Source organism: Martinezella multihospitum (assembly GCF_900094585.1).
In the GTDB taxonomy this organism is placed as follows: domain Bacteria; phylum Pseudomonadota; class Alphaproteobacteria; order Rhizobiales; family Rhizobiaceae; genus Rhizobium; species Rhizobium multihospitium.
The window spans coordinates 265,367-278,753 of sequence record NZ_FMAG01000007.1; the positions used below are offsets into that span (position 1 = coordinate 265,367).

Below are 13,387 nucleotides of genomic sequence, written 5' to 3' on the forward strand. Positions count from 1 at the left end.
TATGAACAGGATTGCGCCGGAGACAAGATGCGATTGCAGGCTGTTGTATTCTATTGCTTGTGAATTCAAGCCTTTCTGGCCCGGCAAAGCTTTTTGTGGATGACGCAAATTGATAAAGAAGATTCGAAAGGTCCGACTCCGGCGACCCCCAACGTGTATGACATGTCGCGAGGAGAACGGCTGACACGAGGGGTTTATGACGAAGCAGCGTCCGTCCGACGAGTATAGCGTGCCGCTGGTGGATCGCGGAGTTCGTTCGGGAACCGTGCTGCGCATCATTCTGCTTGCGCTGGTTCTTATGGCAGCGGCGGCGGCTTTTGTCGTCTTCAAGAACCAGCTCGACAATGAGGCGGTTCTTGGCGGCCTGGGCATTCTTGCCATGGTCGGCATCTTCTTCCTGGTGTCTTCGATCATCGGCTTCGTCGAGGTCATGCCGCAGCCGCAGTCCGACAGCCTGGCGCGCTCCTTCCTCAACAGCCATCCGGATGGGACGCTGATCACAGACGAGAAGGGCCGCATCGTCTACGCCAATGCCGCCTATGGCCGGCTGACCGGCGCGACCAAGGCGACGGAAGTGCAGTCGCTGGAGATGCTGCTGTCGCGAAACCGTGAGTCCAACGAAGCTCTCTACCGGCTCGCCAATGGCCTGCGCGACGGCAAGGAGGGATCGGAGGAGTTCCGGTTGCTGAAACCCCTCGGTCCCTTCAACGGGATCGGCCAGGGAGCCCATTGGTATCGTCTGAAAGCGCGGGTGCTGCCGGCGGAACAAGACAGCAATAAAGCGCTGCATATCTGGCAGATCACCGACATCACCTCCGAGCGCGACGATCAGGAGCGCTTCTTCAAGGAATTGCAGAACGCGATCGATTATCTCGACCATGCGCCGGCCGGCTTCTTTTCCGCCGGCCGCAAGGGCGAGATTTTCTACCTCAATGCGACGCTTGCCGAATGGCTGGGCTTCGATCTGACCAAGTTCGTGCCGGGCTCGATGACGATAGGCGATCTCGTCGCCGGCGAAGGGCTTGCGCTCATTCAGTCCGTACAAGCGGAACCGGGCCTCAAGAAGACGGTGACGCTCGATCTCGATCTGCGCCGCGCCAACGGTCAGAGCCTTCCGGTTCAGATCGTCCATAGTGTGACGTCGATGCGCGACGGCGCTCCCGGCGAGAGCCGCACCATCGTCCTGACACGGCAGAACGGTGCCGACACCGAGCAGTCGGCTTCCGCAGCGGCGATGCGTTTCAGCCGCTTCTTCAACAATACGCCAATGGCGATTGCTTCCGTCGATGGTGCCGGGCGCATTCTGCGAACCAATGCACCGTTCCTGAAGCTATTCTCGGATCTGGTGTCGCGCGACGACATCGAACGCGGCGCAGCCCTCGAAGCCATCGTCAATGAAAGCGATCGGCCGAGCCTGCATCAGGCGCTGGCGGCCGCCAAGGACAGGCAAGGCGATATCCCACCGATCGACTCCCGCAATCCCAAGGACGACACGCGGCATTTCCGCTTCTACGTCAACGCCGTCATCGACCAGACCGATGAGGCGCCCGAGGAGGCCGCCATCGTCTATGCGGTCGAGGTGACCGAGCAGAAGGCGCTCGAGACGCAGATGGCGCAGACGCAGAAGCTCAATGCCGTCGGTACGCTTGCGGGCGGCATCGCGCATGACTTCAACAATGTGCTGACCGCGATCCTGCTTTCGTCCGACCATCTGCTGCTGCAGGCGCGGCCCTCCGACGCCAGCTTCGCGGATCTGATGGAAATCAAGCGCAATGCCAATCGTGCAGCCGTGCTGGTCAGGCAGCTGCTCGCCTTTTCGCGCAAGCAGACGATGCGGCCGACGGTTCTCAACCTGACCGATGTGATCGGCGATCTCCGCATGCTGGTGGATCGGCTGCTGTCGGGCACGCATGTCAAGCTCGACGTCGAATACGGCCGCGACCTCTGGCCAGTCAAAACCGACCTGTCGCAGTTCGAGCAGGTGCTCATCAACTTGTGCGTCAATGCCCGTGATGCCATGCCCGGCGGCGGTACGCTGACGCTGCGCACCCGCAATCTGCTTGCGGCCGATGCCGGCGCGTTCAATTATCCCTTCCTGCCGCATGAGGACATGGTGCTCGTCGAAGTCAGCGACACGGGCACCGGCATCGCGCCTGAGATCATGGACAAGATCTTCGAGCCCTTCTTCACGACCAAGGAAGTGGGCAAGGGCACCGGCCTCGGCCTTGCGATGGTCTATGGCATCATCAAGCAGTCCGGTGGCTATATCCAGCCGGAATCGGAAGTGGGCAAGGGAACGACCTTCCGCATCTTCCTGCCGCGGCACATCGTTGAAATGCCTGCCGTGACGGATGCCAAGCTGCCGGAGAGCCGCGATGTCGCGGCCATGGATCAGAGTGTCGGCCTGGCGGCAGCGCCGGAAGAGCCGGCCGATCTCACTGGCAAATCTGCGGTCGTGCTTCTGGTCGAAGACGAAGAGGCGGTGCGCCGCGGCGGCAAGCGCATGCTGGAGACGCGCGGCTATACGGTCTATGAGGCTGGCTCCGGCGTCGAGGCGCTCGACATCATGGACGAACTCGATGGGCAAGTTGATGTCGTCGTCTCCGACGTGGTCATGCCTGAAATGGACGGACCGTCGCTGCTGCGGGAACTGCGCAAGAAATATCCCGAGATGAAGTTCATTTTCGTGTCGGGCTATGCCGAGGATGCCTTTGCCCGTAACCTGCCGGCCGATGCGCAGTTCGGCTTCCTGCCGAAGCCGTTCTCGCTGAAACAGCTTGCCGTCGTCGTACGCGAGACGCTGGACAAGAACTAGGTGAGGGGCGTCTCTCGCCTCTCCATGTTGCCGATTGCGGCGCAACGGTGTAATCAACCGCCCATGATCGATCTTGCCAAGCCCATTTACCAAATTTGGTGGCGCTCCTTCTAGGAGCGGCAGTCGTCGTGTCTTGAAATCGACCCTGCCGCCGTGATCCGGCTGGCATTGGTTTATTTTAGTTTTCCTTCCCGATTGCGGCGGCTCCTTTTGCGGAGCAACGAAATGTTTTCCCCTATCGATACTCGTCCTGTTATCCTGACGGGCGACCGGACCACAGGTCCGCTCCATCTCGGCCACTATGTCGGCTCGCTGAAGAGCCGCGTCGCGCTTCAGCACAGCCACGAGCAATTCCTGCTCTTGGCGGATACACAGGCGCTGACCGATAACGCCCAGGATCCTGAGAAAGTCCGTCGCAATGTTCTCGAAGTGGCCATCGATTATCTCGCTGTCGGCATCGACCCGGCACTGACGACGATCTGCGTGCAATCCGCTTTGCCGGCGCTGGCGGAACTGACGCTGCTCTATCTGAATTTCGTCACGGTCAGCCGCCTGGAGCGCAACCCGACGATCAAGACGGAGATCCAGCTGCGCGGCTTCGAACGCGACGTGCCGGCCGGCTTTCTCTGCTATCCGGTCGCGCAGGCCGCCGATATCACCGCTTTCAAGGCGACGGTCGTTCCGGTGGGCGAGGACCAGGCGCCGTTGATCGAGCAAACCAACGAGATCGTTCGCCGTCTCAACCGGCAGATCGGGCGTGATGTTCTCGTCGAGGCTATCGCCATGGTGCCGAGCGTCGGGCGCCTGCCTGGTGTCGACGGCAAGGCCAAGATGAGCAAATCCCAGGGCAATGCCATCCCGCTTTCGGCATCGAAAGATGAGATACGCGACGCGGTGCGGCGAATGTATACCGATCCGGATCACTTGCGTGTCAGCGATCCCGGGAAGGTCGAGGGAAACGTCGTCTTCACCTATCTGGATGCCTTCTGTGAGGATCGGCAGCTGGTCGATGAGATGAAGGCACATTATCGCCGTGGTGGTCTTGGCGACGTCACCCTGAAGAGACATCTGGAGGAGGTCCTGCAAGCGCTGCTCGCACCGATCCGCGAGCGCCGCGCACACTACGCGGCAGAGCCGGATTATGTGATGGGGATCGTGCGCGAGGGCACTCGACGGGCGAGGGAACGGACGGAGGCGACGCTTGCGGAACTACGATCTGCCCTGGGCCTGTTCTCCTTGGCCTAAAACAAAAGAACGGCCGGGCGATTTTTGACGCACCCGGCCGTTCTTGTGACTGATATTCTAATTACTCTGCCAGAGCGACGGCGATCTCGGCGGCCAGGCGCGCATTGTTTTCGACAAGCGCGATGTTGGTCTTGAGGCTGCGGCCTTCGGTGATGTCGAAGATGGTGCTCAGCAGATAGGGCGTGACCGCCTTGCCGGTGATCTCGTCGCGCTCGGCGCTGTCGAGGGCTCGTTCGATGTAGATTTCCATCTCCTCGCGCGGGATCTCGTCGGCTTCCGGTACCGGATTGGCGATCAGCATGCCGCCGTCGATGCCGAGCTGTTCGCGCGTCGTCTGGAAGTTGGCGATGGCGGCCGGGCTGTTGAGTGTCAGCGGGCTCGTCAGGCCGGAGGAACGCGACCAGAAGGCCGGGAATTCGGTGCTGTCATAAGTCACGACCGGAACGCCGCGGGTTTCCAGTACTTCGAGTGTCTTCGGAATATCGAGGATCGCCTTGGCGCCGGCGCAGACGACGATGACGCCGGTGCGGGAAAGCTCTTCAAGATCTGCTGAAATGTCGAAGCTCTCTTCGGCGCCGCGATGCACGCCGCCGATGCCGCCGGTGGCGAAAACCTTGATGCCGGCGCGAGCTGCGGCAATCATCGTGGCAGCAACCGTGGTTGCGCCGGTGCGGCGCTCGGCGATCGCAAAGGCAAGGTCGGCGCGCGAGACCTTCATCGCACCTTCCGTCTTGGCAAGGGCTTCCAGCTCTTCCGGCTCGAGGCCGATGTGCAGCGTGCCGTGAATGACGGCGATGGTTGCCGGCACCGCGCCTTCCTGCCGGATGATCGCTTCGACGCTGCGGGCCATCTCGATATTGCCCGGATAGGGCATGCCGTGGGTGATGATCGTCGATTCCAGTGCGACGAGGGGGGCACCGCGCAGCTTGGCGGCAGCGACTTCCTTCGAATAGGAGATCGGAAGCAGGGGCGAGATAGGCTGGGTCATTGTCGTTTCCAATTCACTGAAACAGTATACGCGTTTTGAACAGGCTTCATGACAGAATTTCGGCCCTGGGAACAAGGGCCAGCATCGTCTTTAGCAGTTCGGGAGAGAGATTTTCCGCCGTGGCAAAGGGTGACTGAACGGTGATCGCCGCTGCCGCGGCGCCATGGCGGACGGCTTCTGCGAGATCGTGGCCAGCGAGCACAGCGGAGAGAACGCCCGAAGCAAGCGAATCTCCGGCACCGGTGACATCGGCCACATCGTCGACGACAGGCGGCTGCAGGCTGACCACGGTATCGCGAGAGAAGGCAATCAGCGGGCGCTTGCCGCGGGTGATGACACCGTTGCGCAGGCCAAGCGCGCGCAAAGCATTCACCCATTCGCGTGGGTCTTCCGGACGGATTTCGGTCAGTGCGGCAGCTTCGGCTTCATTGAGAAACAGATGGTCGACGCCGGCGAGGCTCGGTTTCAGCCGCACGACTTTGGCCGGCGAGATGGCGATGGCGGCAACGGGCTTGCCGCAAAAAGCCGCCCTTGCCGCAATCGCGCCTAAGGTTTCCGCCGGAAGATTGGCGTCGCAGAGAATGAGGTCGGTTTCTTCGAAGGCATCGCGAACGGCGCGAATCGCCAAGCGTCTTGGTACGAAGAGCTTGTAGAGTTCCATGTCGGCAAGCGCGATGACCAGATTGCCGTCATTCTCGAGGATCGCGGTGTAGCTCGGCGTCTTGCGATCGAGGAAGACGAAGGGCTTGTCGTCGATGCCGGCATGGCTTGCGGCTTCCGCCACCATCTCGCCCGAGGGATCGCCGCCACGCGGCGAGATCAGCTTTACGTCAAAACCCAGGCGGGCAAGATTTCGGGCCGCATTGAAGCCGCCGCCGCCGGGTTCCTCAAACCATGCACCGGGGTTGCTGGCGCCGGGCGCCGTCTCGCCGAAGATGCGGCCGCGCCGGTCGATATGGGCGCCGCCAAGAACGAGAATCTTTTTCGCCATAGGGTTATCCTCAGCAGCCGAAAAGGCGAATCGAGCGAGCCGCAAACATCTCGCAATTCACCGTTTCGGGCATGTAAGTGCCTGGGAAGAAAGAAGAAAACAAAAATAGAACGGAATTCATTTTACCTTTTTCTTTCAATTGCTTGTTGTGCTCTTGCGATATAAGAACAAATCAAGTACACAATTCTCATCAGCGGCGACATTGCTAGAGCGGCTTCAATAACCTAAAGGTGGATCGAATGTCTCAGAATTCTTTGCGGCTTGTAGAGGACAAATCGGTGGATAAAAGCAAGGCACTTGAAGCGGCACTGTCTCAAATTGAGCGGTCGTTCGGCAAGGGCTCGATCATGAAGCTCGGCTCTAACGAGAACGTGGTCGAAATCGAAACGGTTTCCACCGGCTCTCTGAGCCTCGATATCGCTCTCGGCATTGGCGGCTTGCCGAAGGGGCGTATCATCGAAATCTACGGGCCGGAAAGCTCGGGTAAGACGACGTTGGCGCTGCAGACCATTGCGGAAGCGCAGAAGAAGGGCGGCATCTGCGCCTTCGTCGATGCGGAACATGCGCTCGATCCGGTCTATGCCCGCAAGCTTGGCGTCGATCTGCAGAATCTCTTGATTTCTCAGCCGGATACCGGCGAACAGGCGCTTGAAATCACCGATACGCTGGTACGCTCCGGCGCCATCGACGTTCTCGTCGTCGACTCCGTTGCGGCGCTGACGCCGCGCGCCGAAATCGAAGGCGAAATGGGCGACAGCCTGCCGGGCCTGCAGGCTCGCCTGATGAGCCAGGCGCTGCGCAAGCTCACGGCTTCGATCTCCAAGTCCAACTGCATGGTGATCTTCATCAACCAGATCCGCATGAAGATCGGCGTCATGTTCGGTTCGCCGGAAACGACGACCGGCGGTAACGCGCTGAAGTTCTACGCCTCGGTTCGTCTCGACATTCGCCGCATCGGCGCCGTCAAGGAGCGCGAAGAGGTGATTGGCAACCAGACGCGCGTCAAGGTCGTCAAGAACAAGATGGCACCGCCCTTCAAGCAGGTCGAGTTCGACATCATGTATGGCGAGGGCGTCTCCAAGACAGGCGAACTGGTCGATCTCGGCGTCAAGGCCGGTATCGTCGAAAAGTCCGGTGCTTGGTTCTCCTATAACAGCCAGCGCCTCGGCCAGGGCCGCGAGAATGCGAAGATCTTCCTGCGCGACAACCCGGATCTCGCCCGCGAAATCGAATTGTCGCTGCGCCAGAATGCTGGCCTGATCGCCGACCGCTTCCTGCAGAACGGTGGTCCCGATTCTGGCGATGACGGCGACGCTGGCGGCGAATAACGGATTTCGGGAGCAATTCCCGGCTTGATATGAATTGAGTGATCGAACCGGCCGCATTGTCCATGGGATGTGCGGCCGGTTTTGTTCGTGCGGCTGGACAGCGCCCGGAGCGAACGATAAAAGCCTCTGACTTTGACGCAAGTTGCTGAGCGCAGGACTGAAGGGCCCCCTATGAGCGGTGTGAATGAAATCCGGTCGACCTTTCTCGACTATTTTAAGAAAAACGGTCACGAGATCGTGCCGTCGAGCCCGCTGGTGCCGCGCAACGATCCGACATTGATGTTCACCAATGCCGGCATGGTGCAGTTCAAGAACGTCTTCACCGGCCTGGAGCAGCGTCCCTATACGACGGCCTCGACGGCGCAGAAATGCGTGCGCGCCGGCGGCAAGCACAACGACCTGGATAATGTCGGCTACACCGCACGCCATCACACCTTCTTCGAGATGCTCGGCAACTTCTCCTTTGGCGATTACTTCAAGGAGCGCGCCATCGAGCTTGCCTGGAACCTGATCACCAAGGAATTCGGCCTCGATGCCAAGCGCCTGCTGGTCACGGTCTATCACACCGACGACGATGCTTTTAATCTCTGGAAGAAGATCGCCGGCCTTTCCGACGACCGGATCATCCGTATCGCCACCAGCGACAATTTCTGGGCGATGGGCGATACCGGCCCTTGCGGTCCCTGTTCGGAAATCTTCTACGATCATGGCGATCACATCTGGGGTGGCCCTCCCGGCTCGCCGGAAGAAGACGGGGACCGCTTCATCGAGATCTGGAACCTCGTCTTCATGCAGTTCGAGCAGATCACCAAGGAGCAGCGGGTCGACCTGCCGCGTCCGTCGATCGACACCGGCATGGGTCTCGAGCGCGTGGCTGCCGTGTTGCAGGGCAAGCATGACAATTACGATATCGACCTGTTCCGCGCGCTGATCGAAGCCTCGGAAGAGGCAACGGGCGTCAAGGCCGAAGGCGAGCATCGCGCCAGCCATCGCGTCATCGCCGACCATCTGCGTTCGTCCGCCTTCCTGATTGCTGATGGCGTTCTGCCGTCGAACGAAGGCCGTGGCTATGTCCTTCGCCGCATCATGCGCCGCGCCATGCGCCACGCGCAGCTGCTGGGCGCCAGGGAGCCGCTGATGTGGAAGCTGCTGCCGGCGCTGATCCAGCAGATGGGCCGCGCCTATCCTGAGTTGGTGCGCGCCGAAGCGCTGACGTCCGAGACGCTGAAGCTTGAAGAGACCCGTTTCCGCAAGACGCTGGAACGCGGCCTGTCGCTGCTCAACGATGCCACTTCGGACCTGCACAAGGGCGACAGCCTGGATGGAGAGACCGCCTTCAAGCTCTACGACACCTACGGATTCCCGCTCGATCTGACGCAGGATGCGCTGCGCGCCCGCGGCATCGGTGTCGATATCTCCAGCTTTACCGATGCCATGGAGCGGCAGAAGGCCGAAGCGCGCTCACATTGGACCGGTTCCGGCGACAAGGCGACCGAGACCATCTGGTTCGAACTCAAGGAAAAGAACGGCGCCACTGAATTCCTCGGCTACGACACGGAATCTGCCGAAGGCGTCATCCAGGCGATCGTTAGGGACGGCGTCGCGGTCGATAGCGCTGCTGCCGGCGACAAGGTGCAGATCGTCGTCAACCAGACGCCGTTCTACGGTGAATCCGGTGGCCAGATGGGCGACACCGGCGTGATCTCCAGTGACCACGGCAAACTTGCAGTCAGCGATACGCAGAAGAAAGGCGAGGGCCTCTTCGTTCACAGCTCCGAAGTGTCCGAGGGCAAGATCAAGGTCGGCGATGCCGTCGTCCTGACGGTCGATCACAACAGGCGTTCGCGCCTGCGCGCCAATCACTCCGCCACCCATCTTCTGCATGAGGCGCTGCGCGAAGTGCTCGGTACCCATGTGGCGCAGAAGGGCTCGCTGGTTGCGCCGGAACGCCTGCGTTTCGATGTTTCGCACCCGAAGCCGATGTCGGCCGAGGAGCTGAAGGTCGTCGAGGAGATGGCAAACGAAATCATCCTGCAGAATTCGCCGGTGACGACCCGCCTGATGAGCGTCGACGACGCAATTGCGGAAGGCGCAATGGCGCTGTTCGGCGAGAAGTACGGCGATGAAGTTCGCGTTGTGTCGATGGGGCAGGGTGTGCGTGGCGCGAAGTCCGGCAAGCCCTACTCGGTCGAGCTTTGCGGCGGTACGCATGTCTCCGCCACCGGTCAGATCGGTCTCGTGCGCATTCTCGGCGAAAGCGCCGTTGGTGCCGGCGTGCGCCGCATCGAAGCTGTGACCGGCGAATCCGCTCTTGCCTATCTCGCCGAGCAGGATGAGCGCGTGAAGAGCCTCGCATCGACCCTGAAGGTTCAGCCGACGGACGTGGTTTCCCGTGTCGAATCCCTCATGGACGAGCGCCGCAAGCTGGAGCGCGAATTGGCAGACGCCAAGCGCAAGCTTGCGATGGGTGGCGGCCAGGGCGGCTCCACCGATGCGGTGCGTGAGGTCAACGGCGTAAAGTTCCTCGGCAAGGCCATTTCCGGTGTCGACCCCAAGGATCTCAAGGGTCTGGCGGATGAGGCCAAGGCAAGCCTCGGCTCGGGTGTCGTCGCGCTGATCGGCGTCTCGGAAGACGGCAAGGCCAGCGCCGTCGTCGCCGTCACCGAAGACCTGATCGGCCGGACAAGCGCTGTCGATCTTGTCCGTATCGCTTCGGTCGCCCTCGGCGGCAAGGGCGGCGGCGGCCGTCCCGACATGGCCCAGGCCGGTGGCCCGGATGGCGCCAAGGCCGATGAAGCGCTTGAGGCGATTGCTGCGGCTCTTGCTGGCTAATTTGCTGATTTCATAGTTCTAACTAAAATGGCGGATGCTTCGGTGTCCGCCATTTTTCTTTGTGCAGACAACTCCGCAGGATTTGTCAAATCGGGTTATGCTCTTGTCGGGCCGATCGATTTGCAAGGGATTTGACATGAGTGGCGGAACGGCGTGGACGCTTTACGAGACCCGGTTACGACGGGTTTCGGCCCATATTCACGAGCATCTGGATGATGATCTGGATATGGAGAAGCTTGCCGAGATCGCCTGCATGTCCAGCTATCACTGGCACAGGATCTATCGGGCGATCTATGGCGAGACGGCGGCGGCGACCGTCAAGCGGCTGCGGCTGCATCGCGCCGCCGGCGATCTCGTCAACACCCGTCTATCCGTCAGCGACATTGCAAAGCGGTCGGGCTATCCCAACCTCCAGTCGTTCAACCGCATCTTCAGATCCGTCTACGGCATGCCGCCGGCGCGATATCGGAATGAGGGAAGCCACACGATCTTCGAACCCAGCACCCAAGGAAGGATCACTGTTATGTTCGACGTTGCGCTTCGCACCATGTCTCCGATGTCACTGATCGGTGTCGCCCATCGCGGCTACTATATGCAGATCGGCCAGGCTTTCGAGACACTGTTTGGCACGATTTTCACCCGCGGTCTGGCCGGGCCGAACATGCGTATGATCGGCATCTATCTCGACGATCCCGACGTCGTGGAGGCCGACAAGCTGCGGTCCTATGCGTGTGTCACCGCGGGCGCGGGAATTGCCGTCGATGCGCCGCTGGAGCGCCGTTCCCTTGATGGCGGCGAATATGCCGTGCTGCGCCACAAGGGGCCTTACGCCAACATGCACAAGGCCTATCAATGGCTCTATGCGCAATGGCTGCCGGCTTCCGGACGGCAGTTGCGCGATACGGTCATGTTCGAGGAATATATCAACAATCCGCGCGACGTCGCGCCTACGGAGCTGTTGACCGATATCTATATGCCACTCCAATAGCGGCATATAGTTTGATCTGTTGAGGATTCCCCCTTAATGCCTTGTATTGTCAGGCATTAGCCGGCTTCGGCATGGCGGCGTTATCAATCTCGTTGCCGCGGCGGTAAGCGTCGCGGTCGCTCACACGGCTCCAATAATCGATGAAGGCCGGGCGCTTTTCGATCGTCCCGAAATTCAGCCCATAGCCGACATGCGAGCCGACATAGACGTCGGCGGCCGTAAAACGGTCGCCGGCGATGAAAGGCGAGGTCGTGACGGCGTGCTCCATGGCATCAAGTACATTTAAGAAGCTGCCGCAGCCGGCCATGCGCAGGCGCTCCGGCGGGACTTCGAAACCGAGGGCGCGATTGGTGATCGCCATCTCGAACGGCCCGGCCGCAAAGAACATCCAGCGGAAATAGCGGCCGCGCTCGGCTGCAGTTGGTGCCAGACCGGCTTGCGGAAAGGTTTCTGCTAGATAGGCACAGATGGCAGCGCCTTCGGTAACAACGGTATCGCCGTGCTTGATGGCCGGCACCTTGCCCATGGGGTTGAGCGCAAGATATTCCGGCGCCTTCATCGTCGTGCCGTAGTCGAGATATTCGGTGCGATAGGGCTGGCCGGTTTCCTCAAGCATCCAGCGGGCGATACGTCCGCGCGACATCGGGTTGGTATAGAAAACGAGTTCGTCGGCCATCTGTCTCTCCCTTTTGTTGCGCGCATTCTTGCCACCGCTTCGCCACGGCGGCAAGATTCCACGCAAAAGAAAACCCGGCGCTGAGGCCGGGTTTTCGCATCCGTTTATGTCCGCAAGGCTTAGGCAGCCATAGCCTTCTGGAGGTTTTCGTCGATCTTGTCGAGGAAAGCGGTGGTCGAGAGCCACGGCTGATCGGGGCCGATCAGCAGCGCCAGATCCTTGGTCATGTAGCCGGCTTCAACCGTGTCAACGCAGACCTTTTCGAGCGTCGAAGCGAACTTGGCGAGTTCGGCATTGTCATCGAGCTTGGCGCGATGTGCGAGGCCGCGGGTCCAGGCGAAGATCGAAGCGATCGAGTTCGTCGAGGTTTCCTGGCCCTTCTGGTGCTGGCGGTAGTGGCGGGTCACCGTGCCGTGCGCGGCTTCAGCTTCGACCGTCTTGCCGTCCGGCGTCAAGAGAACCGAGGTCATCAGGCCGAGCGAGCCGAAGCCCTGGGCAACCGTATCGGACTGGACGTCGCCGTCGTAGTTCTTGCAAGCCCAGACGTAGCCGCCGGACCACTTCAGAGCCGAAGCGACCATGTCGTCGATCAGGCGGTGTTCGTAGGTGATGCCGATCTCGTCGAACTGAGCCTTGAATTCGCTCTGGTAGACTTCTTCGAAGATATCCTTGAAGCGGCCGTCATAGGCCTTGAGGATGGTGTTCTTGGTCGAGAGATAGACCGGCCACTTGCGCATCAGGCCGTACATCATCGAGGCACGGGCGAATTCGCGGATCGACTCGTCGAGGTTGTACATGGCCATGGCGACGCCGGCGCCGGGAGCGTCGAAGACGTCCTTTTCAATGACCGTGCCGTCTTCGCCGACGAACTTGATGGTCAGCTTGCCCTTGCCGGGGAATTTGAAGTCGGTGGCGCGGTACTGGTCACCGAAGGCGTGGCGGCCGACGACGATCGGCTTCGTCCAGCCCGGAACCAGGCGCGGCACGTTCTTGCAGATGATCGGCTCGCGGAAGATGACGCCGCCGAGGATGTTGCGGATCGTGCCGTTCGGGCTCTTCCACATCTGCTTGAGGTTGAATTCCTTGACGCGGTCTTCATCCGGCGTGATCGTCGCGCACTTGATGCCGACGCCGTGCTTCTTGATGGCGTTGGCGGCGTCGACGGTGACCTGGTCGTTGGTGGCGTCGCGGTTCTCGACGGAAAGGTCGTAGTAGTCGATATCGATATCGAGGTAGGGGTAGATCAGTTTGTCTTTGATAAACTGCCAGATGATGCGAGTCATTTCATCGCCATCGAGATCGGCAACCGGATTTGCGACCTTGATCTTCTTCATACTTCTGCCTCGTTTAAGCTGATGGGACCGGATGGTCCTGTGGGTAATTTAAAGTCCCGAGGGCTATAGCACCGCAAGTGCGGAACGCAAAGCCGATAGAGCCTCCGGCATCGCGTTTTTGATCATTCGTGACATCACCCGCTTTTTACGATCCGGCCATTGCCAAAGCGGTCGATGGGGCTAATGTCGC

General features: G+C 60.5%; 9 protein-coding genes. 5 read left to right on the plus strand and 4 right to left on the minus strand.

Annotated elements, in window-relative coordinates; genetic code table 11:
- The first annotated feature begins 196 nt into the window (after positions 1-196).
- Together cckA and trpS are read left to right on the plus strand one after the other, a co-directional pair.
- Positions 197-2,815 carry a cell cycle histidine kinase CckA gene (gene cckA, locus GA0061103_RS26225; RefSeq protein WP_092716355.1) on the plus strand — a complete coding sequence of 873 codons (2,619 nt, stop codon included), beginning with the start codon at positions 197-199 and terminating at the stop codon, positions 2,813-2,815.
- 225 nt (positions 2,816-3,040) lie between these two features.
- On the plus strand, positions 3,041-4,060 hold the full coding sequence (gene trpS, locus GA0061103_RS26230; RefSeq protein ID WP_092716357.1) for a tryptophan--tRNA ligase: 1,020 nt from the start codon (positions 3,041-3,043) through the stop codon (positions 4,058-4,060).
- A 61-nt stretch (positions 4,061-4,121) separates the two neighbouring features.
- Here the strand turns inward: trpS and GA0061103_RS26235 are convergent, their stop codons facing one another.
- Together GA0061103_RS26235 and GA0061103_RS26240 are read right to left on the minus strand one after the other, a co-directional pair.
- Complete coding sequence (locus GA0061103_RS26235) at positions 4,122-5,048, minus strand: pseudouridine-5'-phosphate glycosidase (RefSeq protein ID WP_092716359.1); 927 nt, start codon at positions 5,046-5,048, stop codon at positions 4,122-4,124.
- A gap of 46 nt (positions 5,049-5,094) precedes the next feature.
- Positions 5,095-6,039: a carbohydrate kinase family protein gene (locus GA0061103_RS26240; protein WP_092716361.1), complete on the minus strand. Its 945-nt coding sequence runs from the start codon at positions 6,037-6,039 to the stop codon at positions 5,095-5,097.
- 239 nt (positions 6,040-6,278) lie between these two features.
- On the opposite strand from GA0061103_RS26240, the gene recA reads away from it, so the two are divergent.
- The 3 genes from recA (at position 6,279) to GA0061103_RS26255 (ending at position 11,187) form a co-directional block, all read left to right on the plus strand.
- A complete protein-coding gene (gene recA, locus GA0061103_RS26245; RefSeq protein WP_075850656.1) occupies positions 6,279-7,367 on the plus strand; it encodes a recombinase RecA in 1,089 nt (362 codons plus the stop codon).
- Between the two features lie 171 nt (positions 7,368-7,538).
- On the plus strand, positions 7,539-10,199 hold the full coding sequence (gene alaS / locus GA0061103_RS26250; protein ID WP_092716363.1) for an alanine--tRNA ligase: 2,661 nt from the start codon (positions 7,539-7,541) through the stop codon (positions 10,197-10,199).
- A gap of 136 nt (positions 10,200-10,335) precedes the next feature.
- A complete protein-coding gene (locus GA0061103_RS26255; protein WP_092716516.1) occupies positions 10,336-11,187 on the plus strand; it encodes an AraC family transcriptional regulator in 852 nt (283 codons plus the stop codon).
- Between the two features lie 49 nt (positions 11,188-11,236).
- On the opposite strand, the gene GA0061103_RS26260 is transcribed toward GA0061103_RS26255, so the two are convergent.
- Positions 11,237-11,863 carry a glutathione S-transferase family protein gene (locus tag GA0061103_RS26260; RefSeq protein WP_092716365.1) on the minus strand — a complete coding sequence of 209 codons (627 nt, stop codon included), beginning with the start codon at positions 11,861-11,863 and terminating at the stop codon, positions 11,237-11,239.
- A gap of 119 nt (positions 11,864-11,982) precedes the next feature.
- A complete protein-coding gene (locus GA0061103_RS26265; RefSeq protein ID WP_092716367.1) occupies positions 11,983-13,197 on the minus strand; it encodes an NADP-dependent isocitrate dehydrogenase in 1,215 nt (404 codons plus the stop codon).
- Positions 13,198-13,387 lie beyond the last annotated feature (190 nt).